This window comes from Streptomyces sp. NPDC047022 (genome assembly GCF_040644155.1).
Classification (GTDB): domain Bacteria; phylum Actinomycetota; class Actinomycetes; order Streptomycetales; family Streptomycetaceae; genus Streptomyces.
Genome location: NZ_JBEYVV010000010.1, coordinates 40883 through 56004, shown reverse-complemented (window position 1 = coordinate 56004; position 15122 = coordinate 40883). Strand labels below are relative to the sequence as shown.

Annotated in this window: 13 protein-coding genes; 8 read left to right on the top strand and 5 right to left on the bottom strand. The window is 70.4% G+C overall.

Annotated features, from left to right (window positions below; all coding sequences use genetic code 11):
* Positions 1-30 precede the first annotated feature (30 nt).
* Both ABZ845_RS13620 and ABZ845_RS13615 read left to right on the top strand, forming a co-directional pair.
* On the top strand, positions 31-996 hold the full coding sequence (locus ABZ845_RS13620) for a hypothetical protein (protein ID WP_360977684.1): 966 nt from the start codon (positions 31-33) through the stop codon (positions 994-996).
* 75 nt (positions 997-1071) lie between these two features.
* Positions 1072-2109 carry a hypothetical protein gene (locus ABZ845_RS13615; RefSeq protein WP_360977681.1) on the top strand — a complete coding sequence of 346 codons (1038 nt, stop codon included), beginning with the start codon at positions 1072-1074 and terminating at the stop codon, positions 2107-2109.
* A 65-nt stretch (positions 2110-2174) separates the two neighbouring features.
* On the opposite strand, the gene ABZ845_RS13610 is transcribed toward ABZ845_RS13615, so the two are convergent.
* The 3 genes from ABZ845_RS13610 to asnB form a co-directional block, all read right to left on the bottom strand.
* Positions 2175-3020, bottom strand: coding sequence for a fused MFS/spermidine synthase (locus tag ABZ845_RS13610; RefSeq protein ID WP_360977678.1), 846 nt, complete (start codon positions 3018-3020; stop codon positions 2175-2177).
* Between the two features lie 69 nt (positions 3021-3089).
* The gene (tuf, locus tag ABZ845_RS13605; protein WP_360977675.1) at positions 3090-4268 is read right to left on the bottom strand and encodes an elongation factor Tu; all 1179 of its coding nucleotides are present in this window, start codon (positions 4266-4268) and stop codon (positions 3090-3092) included.
* 385 nt (positions 4269-4653) lie between these two features.
* Entirely contained in the window at positions 4654-6492 is a 1839-nt protein-coding gene (gene asnB / locus ABZ845_RS13600) for an asparagine synthase (glutamine-hydrolyzing) (protein ID WP_360977672.1), read from the bottom strand.
* A gap of 469 nt (positions 6493-6961) precedes the next feature.
* Here asnB and ABZ845_RS13595 point away from each other — a divergent pair, with 469 nt between their 5' ends.
* A complete protein-coding gene (locus tag ABZ845_RS13595) occupies positions 6962-7765 on the top strand; it encodes a TVP38/TMEM64 family protein (RefSeq protein ID WP_360977669.1) in 804 nt (267 codons plus the stop codon).
* A gap of 22 nt (positions 7766-7787) precedes the next feature.
* Here the strand turns inward: ABZ845_RS13595 and ABZ845_RS13590 are convergent, their stop codons facing one another.
* Positions 7788-8960: a thiolase family protein gene (locus ABZ845_RS13590; RefSeq protein ID WP_360977666.1), complete on the bottom strand. Its 1173-nt coding sequence runs from the start codon at positions 8958-8960 to the stop codon at positions 7788-7790.
* Positions 8961-9072: 112 nt separating this feature from the next.
* Between ABZ845_RS13590 and ABZ845_RS13585 the strand changes: the two genes are divergently transcribed.
* From ABZ845_RS13585 to ABZ845_RS13575, 3 genes are all read left to right on the top strand, one after another.
* The gene (locus ABZ845_RS13585) at positions 9073-9549 is read left to right on the top strand and encodes a helix-turn-helix domain-containing protein (protein ID WP_360977663.1); all 477 of its coding nucleotides are present in this window, start codon (positions 9073-9075) and stop codon (positions 9547-9549) included.
* A gap of 200 nt (positions 9550-9749) precedes the next feature.
* Entirely contained in the window at positions 9750-11279 is a 1530-nt protein-coding gene (locus tag ABZ845_RS13580; RefSeq protein WP_360977660.1) for a methionine--tRNA ligase, read from the top strand.
* A gap of 1262 nt (positions 11280-12541) precedes the next feature.
* Complete coding sequence (locus tag ABZ845_RS13575) at positions 12542-12721, top strand: hypothetical protein (RefSeq protein ID WP_360977657.1); 180 nt, start codon at positions 12542-12544, stop codon at positions 12719-12721.
* Between the two features lie 64 nt (positions 12722-12785).
* On the opposite strand, the gene ABZ845_RS13570 is transcribed toward ABZ845_RS13575, so the two are convergent.
* Positions 12786-13526: a glucose 1-dehydrogenase gene (locus ABZ845_RS13570; RefSeq protein WP_360977654.1), complete on the bottom strand. Its 741-nt coding sequence runs from the start codon at positions 13524-13526 to the stop codon at positions 12786-12788.
* A gap of 240 nt (positions 13527-13766) precedes the next feature.
* Here ABZ845_RS13570 and ABZ845_RS13565 point away from each other — a divergent pair, with 240 nt between their 5' ends.
* Entirely contained in the window at positions 13767-14480 is a 714-nt protein-coding gene (locus tag ABZ845_RS13565; RefSeq protein ID WP_360977651.1) for a hypothetical protein, read from the top strand.
* A gap of 153 nt (positions 14481-14633) precedes the next feature.
* Positions 14634-15122, top strand: a complete 489-nt coding sequence (locus tag ABZ845_RS13560; protein WP_360977648.1) for a nuclear transport factor 2 family protein — start codon at positions 14634-14636, stop codon at positions 15120-15122.

The window sequence follows — 15122 nt, the reverse complement described above, 5'->3', positions numbered from 1 at the left end:
GCACGGTCGGCCGCCGTATCGTTACCGCCCATGTGGCCAGGAGAGCAGCCGCCGGGGGGCGGGCAGAGCCCGCAGCAGCCCACGGACGGACAACAGCCGAATCCGTATCAGCAGCCCGGCTATCACCAGCCGAATCCGTATCAGCAGAGCCAGCCGTGGAACACACCGGGCTGGACGCCTGGAATGCCCGGACCCGCTCCGGCAGGCCGCGGCCCGAACCGGACGAAGATCGTCTCGCTTGTCGGGGCGGCGGCCGTCGTGATCGCCACCGGTGTGACCGGTTTCGTCCTACTGGGCGGGCAAGGGCGCGGCGGCGTGGACCCCGGCCCCACCAAGTCCCCCTTGCCCTCCCCGAGCCGGAGTACGGACAACCCTCGTCAGGCGGACGGCAAGCACCCCATGATCAAGGGCTGGAAGGTCGTGGTGAACCCGGACGCCGGTATCGCGTTCGACGTTCCGCCGCAGTGGGCGCTCAAGGCCCCGAGCTGGGTCGACTATGTCACCAAGAACGGGGACTCCAGCGACAATCCGCTGATCGCCATGCAGGCCCCCGCGGCCCTCGAGGAGAAGTGGTGCGCCTCGGACGAGAACAAGGACGGCACCATGGAGTACACGCCGCTGGCCGAGGCGGGATCCCGGGGCAACAGGGGAGCCAACAGCCCCGAGGAGATAGCGGGCAAGGACCCGGAGACCTGGGTCTACGGGGCCTACACCCAGCCTGACAGGTCGAAGGTGAAAGCGGGCCCCGTGAAGTCGTTCACCTCCGCTTCCGGCCTCACGGGCAGCCTGGGCTCGGCCTGGTCCGTGGGCGTGAAGAAATCGAAAAAGTGCCAGACGGACGGCAAGGCTTGGACGTTCGCCTTCAAGACCCCTCAAGGTGACCTGTCCTCCTGGTCGTTCGTCGGGGTCAAAGGTGCATCCGAGGGCGTACCGGACGCGACCGTGGAAGAGATCGCCTCCACGGTGCGTCTCTTCAAGGACACCTCGGGCGGCTGAACACCGGTTTCCGGTACGGGTCTGACGATGGGCAGTGACCGAAACGTGTCTCAGGCGGCACTAGGGTTACTGCCCATGTGGCCAGGACAGCAGCCGCCCGGGGGCGAGCAGAACCCGCAGAACCAGAACGCGCAGAACCAGAACCCCTATCAGCAGCCGGGGTATCAGCAGCCGAACCCGTACCAGCAGCCGGGGTACCAGCAGCCGGGGTACCAGCAACCGAACCCGTACCAGCAGCCGGGGCAGGCGCAGTGGGGCTCGCCCTCGCCCCTGGGAGCGCCTCAGCCGCCGAACGGCCCGGGGGGCGGGAACCGGACCAAGTTCATAGCCATCGGGGCGGCAACGGCCGTGGTCGTGGCCGCCGGTGTCACCGGCGCCCTCGTTCTCGGCGGCAAGAAGGACGACAGCGCCGGCGGCAACAAGCCCTCGGTGTCCGCCAGTTCCTCGAAGCAGGCGTCGCCGTCCTCGACGTCGCCGTCGGCCAACCCGCGCGGGGACGAGACGGACAAGCCGACGGTCGCGGGGTGGAAGGTCGTCATCAACCCCAAGTGGGGAACCGCCTTCGATGTGCCGCCGGACTGGAACGTGCAGTCGCCGGACACGCTGATGGGCTTCGACGACTCCAAGAAGAAGTCCGGCAACTCCGCGATCGTCATGTCGGCGCCCGCGGTCCTCAAGGAGAAGTGGTGCACGTCCGACGAGGACAAGAACGGACGGGTCGACAACACCGCGCTCGCCGTCTCGGGCACCAAGGGCGCCAGCGGCGCGAAGAGCACCGATGAAGTCGCCATGAACACGGTGCCCTGGTGGGTGTACGGCGGCTACACCCAGCCCGACACGAAGAGCATCACCGTCGACAAGAAGACGAAGCCGTACACGACCGCGGCCGGCATCAAGGGCAGCCTCGCCTGGGCCCGTTCCAAGAACACGCCCCAGAAGGGCAAGTGCGACAGTGACGGCAAGGCCGTCTCGTTCGGCTTCAAGAACTCCAACGGCGACTTCGTCTCCTGGAACTTCTACGGTGCCACAGGCGTGAAGGACGAGGTCGCCGACGCGACGATTCTGAAGATCCTCAGCACGGTACGCCTCCACGGCACCCCCACGGAGGGGTGAGCACGCGCCGGGTGCCGCGAGGGCTCGGCACCCGGCAGAAGCGTCCCCCGCCTCAGATGTCCCCGTCAGCCGATGGTGAAGGCCCCGTCGGGCGGTTCGGGTGACGGGACCGCGTTCTCGTCGTACACGGGGTCGGCCCCGCCGAGGAGCCGCGTCAGCGCGGCGCCGTGCTCGACACGTGCGGGGAAGACGTCCGCCGCGGTGCGCCGGGCGACGGGGGCGATGTCCAGCGGCCGGTGGGCGGCGATCAGCACGGCGTTGCCGAAACGGCGGCCACGCAGCACGCCGGGTTCGGCGATCACCGCGAGCTCCTCGAACACCTCGGCGAACGTGGCGAGTTGGGAGCGCAGGAACGCGAAGGGCGCGGCGTCGGCGAGGTTCGCCAGATAGACGCCGCCCGCGCGCAGCACCCGGTCGACGGCCCGCGCGTAGGGCACCGTCGTCAGGTGGGCGGGGATGCGGGCGCCGCCGAAGACGTCCGCCAGGACGACGTCGGCGAAGTCCGGCGCGGCGGACTCCAGCCAGGCCCGGGCGTCGGCCGCGTGCAACGTGACACCGGCATCGGCGGGCAGGGGCAGATGCTCCGTCACCAGTTCCAGCAGACCCCGGTCGGCCTCGACCACATGCTGTCGTGAGCCCGGCCGGGTCGCGGCCACATAACGCGGCAGGGTGAGGGCGCCACCGCCGAGGTGCAGCACGTCCTGCGGCAGCCCCTCGCCCGCCACCGAGTCCAGGACATGGCCGAGCCGTCGCACGTACTCGAACTCCAGATGCGTCGGCGCGTCCAGATCCACGTAGGACTGCGGCGCTCCGTCGACCGTGAGCAGCCACGCCCTGTCGCGGTCCACGTCCGGCATCAGTCTGGCGGTGCCGTGGTCGACGGTGCGGATGACGGGTATGGGCTCGCTCACCACTCCATTGTGCCGGGGCCGGACGGGTGGGAGGCGCACCCCCTCCCCGTCCAGCCCCGGACCGCGCCCTCAGCCCACGGACGTCACGGTGCCCGCGCCGACCGTACGGCCGCCTTCGCGGATCGCGAAGCCGAGGCCGGGCTCCAGCGGGACCTCACGGCCCAGCTCCACCGTCACGGTGACCGTGTCGCCGGGCCGCGCGACGGCCGTCTCGCCGAGGTCGATGTCGCCGACCACGTCCGCCGTACGGATGTAGAACTGCGGCCGGTAGCCCGTGGACACCGGCGTCGTACGGCCGCCCTCCCGCGCCGACAGCACGTACACCCGAGCCGAGAAGCGGCGGCTCGGCACGACGCTGCCGGGCGCGGCGACGATGTGTCCACGGCGCACCGCGTCGCGCGGGATCCCGCGCAGCAGCAGCGCCACGTTGTCACCGGCCTGTGCCTCCTCCATGGGCTTGCCGAAGGTCTCCAGGCCGGTCACCACGGACTCGAGACCGGCGCCGAGCACCTCGATCCGGTCCCCGACGCGGACCGTGCCGCGCTCGACCGCGCCCGTGACGACCGTGCCGCGGCCGGTGATCGTGAGCACGTTCTCCACCGGCAGCAGGAACGGCGCGTCCAGATACCGCTCGGGCAGCGGCACATAGGTGTCCACCGCGTCCAGCAGTGCCTCGACGGCCGCGGTCCAACGGGGGTCCCCCTCCAGGGCCTTGAGCCCGGAGACCCGTACCACCGGCACGGAGTCGCCCGGGTAGCCCTGGGCGGTCAGCAGGTCGCGGACCTCCAGTTCGACCAGGTCGGTGAGTTCCTCGTCGCCCGCGTCGGCCTTGTTGAGGGCGACGACGATGTGGTCCACGCCCACCTGCCGGGCGAGCAGCACGTGTTCGGCGGTCTGCGGCATGATCCCGTCGAGCGCGGAGACGACGAGGATCGCCCCGTCGAGCTGCGCGGCCCCGGTGACCATGTTCTTGACGTAGTCGGCGTGACCCGGCATGTCAACATGCGCGTAGTGCCGGGTGTCGGTCTCGTACTCGACGTGCGCGATGTTGATGGTGATGCCGCGCGCCGCCTCCTCCGGGGCCCGGTCGATCCGGTCGAAGGGGACGTAACGGGTGTCGCTGCCGGTGCCCCGCTCGGCGAGGACCTTGGTGATGGCGGCGGTCAGGGTGGTCTTGCCGTGGTCGACATGGCCCATCGTGCCGATGTTCAGGTGCGGTTTGGTGCGTACGTATGCCGTCTTGGGCATGGCTGTACCTCAAAGCCTGTCAGTGGTACTGCGTGACAGCCCCGGCGACGGTTCGATCCGGCCGGGACGGGGACCCCGAGTTCTCACCGACCCTCCCCCTGCGGGGTCCGCCGGACGATCCGGGAAGGGTCAGCTTCGGGCGCCGTCGGCGGCGGCCATGAGGAACAGGACGGCAGCCTTCGGAGCATCCGCGGCGGCGGATGCGGCGTGAAGGAAGGCGTACCGGAACATGTCGTAGATCTTCGCCGAATCGCCCGGCCGCGTCGAATGGTTTTTGACGCGCCTCAGGCATCCAGGATTCAAGGGCGCCGGCTGAACCGCGCACCGCGGGCCCCGGTCCCGCGGGAGTCGGCCGGCGGGACCGGGGCCCGCGGTGCGCCGGGCGTCAGGTGAGCATCAGTTCCGGCTTGTACATGTCCAGCCACAGTGCCAGGTTCACGGTGCGCTCGAGACCGCGCCGTGAAGCCAGTGTGACCTGCGGGGTGTCCCGGTGGGCGGCCTGGTGCACCCGTTCGCGGTCGAGCAGGTCGAAGACCGGGTGGGAGGGGCGGGCGAGGATGTCCTTGACGTGTTCCTGGATGGCGACGGCGTACTTCGGGTCCTGGGTCGACGGGTAGGGGCTCTTGGTCCTGTCGTACACGGACCGCGGGATCAGGTCCGCGGTCGCCTCCCTGAGCAGGCTCTTCTCCCTGCCGTCGAACGACTTCAGCGACCAGGGCGTGTTGTAGACGTACTCGACGAGCCGGTGGTCGCAGAACGGCACCCGCACCTCAAGACCGGCCGCGATGCTCAGGCGGTCCTTGCGGTCCAGCAGGACCCGTACGAACCGGGTCAGGTGCATATGGCAGATCTGCCGCATCCGGTACTCGAAGTCGCTCTCACCGTCGACGCGGTGGACGTCCAATTCGGCGGTCCCGTAGCTGTCGGCGACATACGACTTGAGGTCCAGGGCATCGCTCAGCGCGCGATTCAGTACGTCTGAATCGCTGCCCCAGCGCTCGGCCTGGGCCATCCAGGGGAAGGTGTCGGCGCGCCGGGCATCCTCGTCGAAGAACTGGCGGTAGCCCCCGAAGACCTCGTCGGCCGACTCGCCGGACAGCGCGACCGTGGAATGTTCACGGATCGCCCGGAACAGGAGATAGAGCGAGGAGTCCAGATCGCCGATGCCCACGGGCAGATCACGTGCGCGGATGGTCTCCGCCCTTATGTCGAGGTCGGCGAGGGACTTCGCATCGAGGACGATGTCCTGGTGCTCGGTGCCGGAGGCGAGGGCGACGTCGTGCACGTACGGGGTGTCGGGCGTGGCGCGCAGTTCGTCGGCGATGAAGTTGTCGGTCTGCCCCACGAAGTCCACGGCGAAGCTGCGCACCTTCTCGCTGTGCTCGGCCAGTTGGCGGGCGGCCAGGGCCGTCATCACCGAGGAGTCCAGACCTCCCGACAGAAGAGTGCACCGGGGGACGTCGGCCACCAGTTGGCGGCGGACGATGTCGTCCAGCAGTGAACGCACCGTCGCGATGGTCGTGCCGCGGTCGCCGGTGTGCGCACGCGTCTCCAACTGCCAGTAGACGTGTCGGCGCATGCCCTGCCGGTCGACGGTGACGACGGTGCCGGGCTCGAGTTCGCGCATGCCGTCCCAGATGGCGTGGCCGGGCGTCTTGACCATCGTGAACATGTCCCGCAGTCCGTCGAGACGGATCCGGGAGGGGGCCAGCGGATGGGCCAGGATCGCCTTGGGCTCGGAGCCGAACAGCACGCCGTCGGAGGTCGGGTAGTAGTAGAAGGGCTTGACACCCATGCGGTCGCGGACCATCACCAGCCGGTCGCGGCGGCCGTCCCAGACCGCGAAGGCGTACATGCCGTTCAGCCGTCCGGCGAGCGCCTCGCCCCATTCGAGGTAGGCGTGCAGGACCACTTCGGTGTCGGAGTCGGTCAGGAAACGGTGGCCACAGTCGGTGAGCTCGCGGCGCAGCTCGGTGAAGTTGTAGGTCTCCCCCGAGTAGACCAGCACCACGGTGCCTTCGGGTGTCGAGACACTCATCGGCTGCCGGCCGCCGGGAAGGTCGATGATCGCGAGCCTGCGGTGGCCGAGGGCCGCGGGTCCCTCGGCCCAGGTGCCGTGGTCGTCCGGACCCCGGCAGGACATGGTCTCGGTCATCGCCTCCAGGGTCGCCCTCTCGCTCCGCAGATCACGATCGAAGGACACCCAGCCGGTGATCCCGCACATGTGGCACCTCCCGCGTTCGGACTCCGGGGCGAGCCCGATCACCTGCGGCTTCCTGCGGCCTCAGCCGCTCCCGGCGAACCAGTCGTAGTAAGCAGCCATGTCGAGCGTGCGTCACGCGCGGAAGGCGGTCTGTCCGTCCGCACGGGCCTCGCCCTGGCGGCGGCCGCCGAATTCCGTGCCGCGGCCGTCGGATCTCGGCCCGCTGCAGAGAAGTACCCAAGATCACGGGCGGTGCGTCCGGCCCGGCTGCTTTCGCCTTCTTTCGGCGGATGCGTCGGAGCCTGGATCCGGGAGAAAGGCACCGGATCCTTCGGCCGCCCCGGCCGCGGTACGGGCTTCGACACGCGGGAGTTCACCGATCACATGGATCACGGCCACAAGAATCACGGCCACAAGAATCAACCGTCCCGTACCGCCCGCGACGCGGACCATACGGCGATCACACACCCGTGTCGGTTAGGGTCGCCGAATGCTCGATGCCACCACCCTCCCTGGGGGCACCGCCACGGCCCCTGCCCGGGCCGCCGCCACGGAGCTCACCGCTACGCCGTCCGCCGACACCACTCCCGGAGCGACGCCCGCCGAAGCCGTCGCACCCGGTTTCCTGGCACGCAGGACCGGAGCACTGCTCTCCCCCTGGTCGCGGCTCGCGCTGCTGGTGCTGCTGCTCGCCACCGCCGCCTCCTGCGTGCTGCTGTTCCAGCCGCAGAGACTGCTGACGCAGGGCTGGCCGCCCCAGCTCGGGGGCACCGCGGCGGCCGTGGTCTTCGCGGTGGCGTACGGGCTGTGCACCGTCGCGTTCGTGCCGCGTCCGCTGCTCAACCTGGCGGCGGGGGCGCTGTTCGGCTCGCAGCTGGGCACGGGCACGGCGCTCGCCGGCACCGTGCTCGGGGCCGGGGCCGCCTTCGGGCTCGGCCGGGCGCTCGGCCAGGACGCGCTGCGCCCGCTGCTGCGGGGCCGCTGGCTGAAGGCAGCGGACGGGCAGCTCAGCCGGCACGGGTTCCGCTCGATGATGGCGGCCCGGCTGTTCCCCGGGGTGCCGTTCTGGGCGGCGAACTACTGCGCGGCCGTCTCGCGGATGCGCTGGAGTTCCTTTCTGCTGGCGACGGTGCTCGGGTCGATTCCGAACACCGCCGCCTACGTCGTCGCCGGCGCCCGTGCCTCCCGTCCCACCTCACCGGTGTTTCTGCTCGCGATGGCCTGCATCGCGGTGCCGGCGCTGGCCGGGGCGGTGGTGGCGTGGCGGGGGCGCCACCACCTGCGCGGCGACTGAGGCGGCCTGGTCGAGGGCCTCGTCAGCGAAGAGCCTCCAGGATCATCGCGTTGGCGAGTCCGCCCGCCTCGCACATCGTCTGAAGGCCGTAGCGCGCTCCTCGCGCGCCCAGCGCGTGGACGAGGGTGGTGGTGAGGCGGGTGCCGCTCGCGCCCAGCGGGTGGCCGATGGCGATGGCGCCGCCATGGACGTTGACCTTGGAGAGGTCGGCGCCCGTCTCCTGCTGCCAGGCGAGCACCACGCTGGAGAACGCCTCGTTCACCTCGAAGAGGTCGATGTCGTCGATGGTCAGTCCGGCCTTGCGCAGCACCTTCTCGGTGGCGGGGATGACACCGGTGAGCATCAGCACCGGGTCGGAACCGGTCACCGCGAAGCTGTGGAGCCGGGCGAGGGGGCGCAGGCCGAGGCGGGCCGCGGTATCGCCCGACATGATCAGAACGGCCGAGGCGCCGTCGTTGACGGGGCTGGCGTTGCCCGCCGTGACGTTCCACTCGATCCCCGGGAACCGCTCGGCGAAGCCGGGGTCGTAGTACGCGGGCTTGAGTCCGGCGAGGATCTCGGGGGTGCTGGAGGGCCGGATGCTCTCGTCGCGCGTGAGGCCCTCCAGGGGAGCCGTCTCGGCGTCGAAGAGGCCCGCGTCCCAGGCGGCTGCCGCCTTCTGGTGCGAGGAGACGGCGAAGGCGTCCATCCGCTCTCGGCCGATGGACCACTTGGAGGCGATCAGTTCGGCGCTGATGCCCTGCGGGACCAGGCCGTCCGGGTAGCGCGCGGCGACGCCGGGTCCGAAGGGGTCCTTGCCCGCGGGCACGTTCGACCACATCGGCACGCGGCTCATGGACTCCACGCCGCAGGCGACGACGATGTCGTACGCGCCCGAGAGCACACCCTGCGCGGCGAAGTGCACCGCCTGCTGGGAGGAGCCGCACTGGCGGTCCACGGTGGTCGCGGGCACGGTCTCGGGGAAGCCCGCGGACAGGACTGCGTACCGGGTGGTGTTCATGGCCTGCTCGCCGACCTGGTCGACGGTGCCGCCGATGACGTCGTCGATGAGCGCCGGGTCGATGCCGGAGCGCTCGACGAGGGTGCGCAGCGTGTGCGCGAGGAGTTCCACGGGGTGGACCTGGGCGAGGGCGCCGTTCGGCTTGCCCTTGCCCACCGGGGTGCGTACGGCTTCGACGATGACGGCGTCGCGCATGGTGCGGGCCTCCTTGTCCGGTGTGCCACTGCGGCGGTTACCAGTGAGTAGGAAATCTGGATCCACCATAACGCGAAGGGTTGGAAAAGCAAACCCTCGCTAAGCTGGGCTCATGGCCGCCTCAAAAGACCCGCGCCCCTGCTCGATCGCCGACACCCTGGCTCTCGTCGGCGAGAAGTACTCCCTGCTCGTGCTGCGCGAGGTATCCCTCGGCAACGGACGCTTCGACCAGCTCGTGCGCAACATCGGCGCCCCGCGCGACATCCTGGCCGCGCGCCTGAAGCGTCTGGTGGACGCGGGGATCTTGACGAAGAAGATGTACAACGAGCGCCCGCAGCGCTACGAGTACCTGCCCACGGCCGCGGCCTGGGAGCTGTATCCGGTCCTGATGACCCTCATGGCCTGGGGCGACCGCCATCTGCGCGACCACGGCGACCGCCCCATGGTGATCGAGCACGCCTGCGGCAATGACCTGGTCCCGGTCATGACCTGCTCCGCGTGCGGCGACGCGGTCCATCACTCGGACGTCACGGCGCACCCGCAGGCACCGGGCTGGACCGTCTCGGGCCCGGCTCCGACCGCGGCATAGCCATGGCGGAGCGGAAAAGGGCGCGCTGCGCACGCGGTCCTCTCGCTACACTCAGCCTCATGATCACGCCTTCGCCTCAGCACCGCATGATGCCCCGCCGACGGGGCTGCTGAGCACGGACGCGTACCGAATCCGAGGCCCCGGGACGGGGCCTCGGCCGTTGTGCGACGACGGGCCCCGCCACCCGGCAAGGAGGACCGATGACCGCACGACGCCACTACATCACCACGACCATTCCGTACGTCAACGCCCGCCCGCACCTGGGCTTCGCTCTCGAACTCGTCCAGGCGGACACGCTGGCCCGTCACCACCGCCACCGGGGCGAGCGGGTCCGGCTGCTGAGCGGAACCGACGACAACTCCCTCAAGAACGTCCTGGCCGCCGAATCGGCCGGCGTCGACGTGCAGTCGTTCGTCGACCGCAACGCCGACGCCTTCGCCGCGCTGCGCGACCCACTGGCGCTCTCACTCGACGACTTCATCCGCACCAGCAGCGACCCGCGTCACCGCGTCGGAGTCGAGCGGCTGTGGCGCCAGTGCGCCGCGTCCGGCGACCTGTACCGCAAGGAGTACGAGGGCCTGTACTGCGTCGGCTGCGAGCAGTTCTACACCCCCGGTGAGCTGGTCGACGGGCGGTGTGCGGAGCACGGCACCGAACCCCGACTCGTGGCGGAGGAGAACTGGTTCTTCCGGCTGTCCCGCTACGCCGACCGCCTCCACGAGCTGATCTCGACCGGCGGCCTGCGTATCGAGCCCGCGGCCCGCCGCAACGAGGTGCTCGCGCTGATCGAAGGCGGCCTGCACGACTTCTCCGTCTCCCGCTCCCACGATCGCGCCCGCGGCTGGGGCATCCCCGTGCCCGATGACCCGGGCCAGGTCATCTACGTCTGGTGGGACGCCCTCGGCAACTACGTCACCAGCCTCGGACACGGCACCGGTGACGGTGCGTACGACGAGTGGTGGGCGACCAGCGAGCGCCGCGTCCACCTGGCCGGCAAGGGAGTGGTGCGCTTCCACGCCGTCTACTGGCCGGCCATTCTGTTGTCGGCCGGGCTCCCACTGCCCACCGACATCCTGGTCCACGACTACCTCACGGTCGACGGTCGCAAGATCAGCAAGTCCGGCGGAGCCACGGTCGACCCGGCCGCGCTGGCCGCGGCGTACGGGACCGACGCGGTGCGCTGGTGGCTCCTGCGCGACGTACCCCGGGTCGGGGACGCCGACTTCACGCCCGACCGCCTGACCGCACGCGCCGACGCGGACTTCGCCGGAGGGCTGGGCAACCTGGTCCACCGCATCGTGACGATGGTTCACCGCTTTCGCGCCGGGACAGTGCCCGCCTCGGCCGTCGGCTCCTCCCCCGTGAAAGAGTTGGCGGACGCCTGCCGCAAGGCTCCCGCCCTGGTCGATGCCGCCCTGGCCGACTTCGACTTCCGGCGCGCCATCGGCGCCGTCTGGACGATCGTCGAGGAGGCCAACCGGTGCATCGACACAACCCGGCCCTGGGAACTGTCGCGGGAGGAACGGCGGGGCGACGGTGAAGCGGCGAAACGCCTCGACGCCGTGCTCCTCACCCTTGTCACCGCGTGCCGCGCGCTGGCCGACGAGCTGAGCCCGTTCGTTCCCGACGCCGCCGGCCGGATCACCAGTCAGCTGACACCGGCGGCCGACGGGCGCCTGCCCGCCTCACAGCCGCTCTTCCCCCGCCTTCAGGACGCGCGGCCGGACTGAGGGCCCGGAGGGGGTGCCGCCGACTGCGGCGGGGTGGACGACCGGCTTCCCCACTAGACCGATCGTCTGATTATGCGGCGTGTCTGCCGTCAGGGCCGCCGAGCGCGGCGAGGGCTGCCTGAGGGTGCCCGAAGAGGACATCCCCGTCCATCCATTCGCTTTCTCCGAGGAGTAATTGGACATGAGCGCTGAGAACCGCGCCCGGACCGGCATGGGGCCGCTGCCCAGGCAGGGCAGGTGGCGCGTCGTCGGTGCTGCGGCGTCGCTGGCTGTCGTGGTGCTTGGTTGTGCCGAACCCGCGCTTGCGACCCCGTTGGGCTCTCTGCCGGCGCACACGACCTCGGTCCGTGGCGGCGGCGATGACTGCCGGGACGGCAGGAGTGATCGCGGTGGCCGCGGAGACCACGACAAGTGCAGGGTCGGACCGACCGGGCCGACGGGCACCACCGGAACCGCCGGACCGACCGGAGCAACGGGCGTCACCGGACCGACGGGCACCACCGGAGACACCGGACCGACGGGCGCAACCGGAACCGGAGAAACAGGTGCCACCGGAGCGACAGGCGTCACCGGACCGACGGGACCGGGAACCGGAGCAACAGGTGCCACCGGAGCAACAGGCGTCACGGGACCGACAGGCGTCACCGGACCGATGGGACCGGGATCATCCGAACCGGTCCTGGGCCAGTTCCTCTCGACTCAGATCGTGCATGGCGTGACGCTTACTTGTACGAGCACCAACACGACCGCGACCACTTCCGAATGTGCGGGGCCAAGCGCCAACGGTGCCGAGATCGGGCTCACGAATGCCACATTCATGGAAATCTGCAATGCCGTCACCGGCATGAACTTCTTTAGCGTGGGCGGGGACGGTCCCCCCACGAATCCCTACTTCGTCTGGACCGGCACGACGTGGGCGCTCAGCTCGGCCGCCGGCCCCTCGCAACTCACAGACCTCACCTGCAGTCGTTGAGCGGCGAGGCCGGCGGTCGGCAAACCGCCCGTCGGTCGTCTCCGACGGGCGGGCCCGGCTGCCGACGGCCCGCGCCGGTCGCCCCGTCCGCGGGTCCAGCCGGGCCGCGCGGCCCCGGGGTCGGCACCGGGACCTCGGTCCTCGCCGGGAGGTTCGCTTCGGCCTTTGCCGGGTCCGGCGCGATCGGCGTCTTGCCTGCCCCCTCCACACGAACGACCGTGACCGAACCCATACCGTGCGCGTAGCCGTTCGGTAGCGCACTGTCAGCCCTTGCCCCTAGGCTGTCCGCATGTTCCCCGACGCAATGCGCCCTGGTTCCGCGCTGTCTGCCGACGACTTAAACGAGCGGATTCGTGCGCTGTGGCTACGCGCGGGTGGCTCTCTGTCGGCGCAGGAGCGCGCGGAATACGAGCTGTTGGTGGTGGAGTGGGCCGCGGCGATACGCTGCCAGGTCATCGAGGCGGCCTGAACGCCCGGACTTGACGTACCGTCGAGGCAGGCAGGGGACGCGATCAGGCCGTCATCCCTGGAAGTCACCGCCCACCTGCGACTCTGAGCACCGCTCCCGTCGCATACGAGGACTCCGGCGACAACAGCCACGCGATCGCCGCCGCGATCTCCTCGGCCCGGCCCGCCCGGCCCAAGGGAATCGTGGCGGCTGCCCGCCGTGGCCGGTCCGCATCGCCCATCGCCGCATGGATCCCGGTGTCGATCACCCCTGGGGCGACCGCGTTGACGCGGATCCCTTCCGGGCCCAGCTCCTTGGCAAGACCCACCGTCAAGGCGTCCACCGCGGCCTTGCTCGCCGCGTAGTGGACGTACTCCCCGGGGCTGCCCAGCGTCGCCGCCGCCGAGGAGACATTCACGATGGCACCGCCCCCGCGCTCGGACATCTCCTGCGCGGCACGCCGTGAACACAGCAGTGTGCCCAGAAAGTTGACCTCCACGACGCGGCGAAGCGCGGCGGGGTCCGTGTCCACGAGCCGGCCCAGCCGTCCCGTCACCCCGGCGTTGTTCACCAGGCCGGTCAGCGGTCCGAGCGCGTCGGCGGCCGTCGTGAAGAGCCGGTCGACGTCGATGTCGTCGGAGGTGTCCGCCTTCACGGTGAGACACCGCGCGCCGGTGGCGCGCACGGCAGCGGCGGTCCGTTCGGCCGACTCGTCGTCGCTCACGTAGACAAGGGCGACATCGTGGCCGTCAGCCGCGAGCCGCAGGCATGTCGCGGCACCGATCCCCCTGCTGCCACCCGTGACCACGGTGACGGGGCGCGTCATGGTTGTCTCCTTCCGCCGCCGCCCGTTCTTGAGGTGGATCTTGCCAGAGACCGCGGGCGTCAGCCCGGCACGCGGAATCGGGGCACGCACCTCGACACGCCGTAGGGATTCACGATTACACCCGTCCGGCCCACTGTCATCACTCCGCAGCCATATGCGATATGACAGTAAAAATGGCTATCAGTACCTTAGTTGGAGATCGGCTGCACGGCCGGCGTCTCAGCGACAGAAGGAACCGACATGCCCACGCGTACCATCGCCGTGAGCGCCGCAGTGAGCGCGGCGATCCTTGTCACCACCGGCATCACCTACGCCTCGACCCTCGAATCCACCCACGCCGCCCCGGCCGTGAAGCAGATGGCCAAGGCCGCGCCCAAGGCAGCCGCCCCCGCCCGGAAGACCATCCCCGTGTCCGCGAGCCCGCTCGAGGCGGCCCCGCTCGGAAACGGCAGTTCTCAAGGGGGAGGAGACCAGAACCAGGGAGAACAGGGAGACCGCGGCGGAAACGGCAGCAAGGGGGACCGTGGCGGAAACGGGAACCGCGGCGAAAGCGGGGACCGCGGCGGAAACGGGGACCGCGGCGGCAACGGGGGCCATGGAGGCGGGGACGGCTACGAAGGCGGCCGTGGAGAGGGCGGCTACGACGGAGGCCACGGAGGCAGGATCTACTTCAACGACCGCGAGTTCTCGGCCTGGTCGGACGGCTGCATCGTCGCGGCGAGCGGCCTGGGCTCCAGCAGCTTCAGCATCGACAACGACAGCGACAGGATCGTTGAGGTCTTCCGCGGATTCACCTGCGACAACGGCGCCCCGGTCGCGACCGTCGGCCCCCACGGCAGCACGTTCGGCGTCGTGACCGGCGGCAACCGGGACGACGGCCTACGCCTGGGCGGCGTGCGCTTCGACGACGCCGCCGTGGGCAGCTTCCGGGTGGTCGGCCGCGACGAGTGGTGACGGCGGCCCAGGAGCACACGGACCGCCGACCCGCCGGAATCGGGCCCGCGGCCGCGTCTCCCGGACGGGGTGGCCGCCTCCGGCCGACCACCCGGAACCGAAACACCTCGCACACCCCTTGGCGCCGCGCCTCCCGTCCCCAACACTGAGCCGATGACCCAGCGTGTGGAGCTCGCCACCATGATGGACCGGCTGGCCGTCGACGGACTCGTCACGGAGTACGCGGTCACCGTGGACGACGGTGACTGGGACGCGTACCGGGCGCTGTTCACCGCGGACGGGCGCGCCGACTACCGCTCGGCCGGTGGTATCCAGGGTGACGCGGGGCAGGTCGCCGACTGGCTGGCCGAGACATTGCAGCTGTTCCCGATGCGTCAGCACCTCATCGTCAATCGCCGCACCCGGTTCGGTGTCCTGGAACACGACGTCGGCGACACCGCCCGGATCCAGGCCGACTACGTCAACCCCATGCGGTTCGCCGCGCGGGAGGGGCAGGACGGCGGCACGTCCGAGCCGGACTTCGTCTGCGGCGGCCGGTACACGTTCGCGTTCTTGCGTACGGACGACGGCTGGCGGCTGCGCGAGGTGGCCGTCCACGAGAAGTGGCGCCGCCTGCCGCTTCCGCCCGCAGCGGACACCTAG

Excerpts from the sequence above, each read along its gene's own strand:
- ABZ845_RS13620 (WP_360977684.1), top strand. The coding sequence starts at position 31 with ATGTGGCCAGGAGAGCAGCCGCCGGGGGGCGGGCAGAGCCCGCAGCAG.
- ABZ845_RS13615 (WP_360977681.1), top strand. The coding sequence starts at position 1,072 with ATGTGGCCAGGACAGCAGCCGCCCGGGGGCGAGCAGAACCCGCAGAAC.
- tuf (WP_360977675.1), bottom strand. The coding sequence starts at position 4,268 with ATGCCCAAGACGGCATACGTACGCACCAAACCGCACCTGAACATCGGC.
- asnB (WP_360977672.1), bottom strand. The coding sequence starts at position 6,492 with ATGTGCGGGATCACCGGCTGGGTGTCCTTCGATCGTGATCTGCGGAGC.
- ABZ845_RS13595 (WP_360977669.1), top strand. The coding sequence starts at position 6,962 with ATGCTCGATGCCACCACCCTCCCTGGGGGCACCGCCACGGCCCCTGCC.
- ABZ845_RS13590 (WP_360977666.1), bottom strand. The coding sequence starts at position 8,960 with ATGCGCGACGCCGTCATCGTCGAAGCCGTACGCACCCCGGTGGGCAAG.
- ABZ845_RS13585 (WP_360977663.1), top strand. The coding sequence starts at position 9,073 with ATGGCCGCCTCAAAAGACCCGCGCCCCTGCTCGATCGCCGACACCCTG.
- ABZ845_RS13580 (WP_360977660.1), top strand. The coding sequence starts at position 9,750 with ATGACCGCACGACGCCACTACATCACCACGACCATTCCGTACGTCAAC.
- ABZ845_RS13575 (WP_360977657.1), top strand. The coding sequence starts at position 12,542 with ATGTTCCCCGACGCAATGCGCCCTGGTTCCGCGCTGTCTGCCGACGAC.
- ABZ845_RS13570 (WP_360977654.1), bottom strand. The coding sequence starts at position 13,526 with ATGACGCGCCCCGTCACCGTGGTCACGGGTGGCAGCAGGGGGATCGGT.
- ABZ845_RS13565 (WP_360977651.1), top strand. The coding sequence starts at position 13,767 with ATGCCCACGCGTACCATCGCCGTGAGCGCCGCAGTGAGCGCGGCGATC.
- ABZ845_RS13560 (WP_360977648.1), top strand. The coding sequence starts at position 14,634 with ATGACCCAGCGTGTGGAGCTCGCCACCATGATGGACCGGCTGGCCGTC.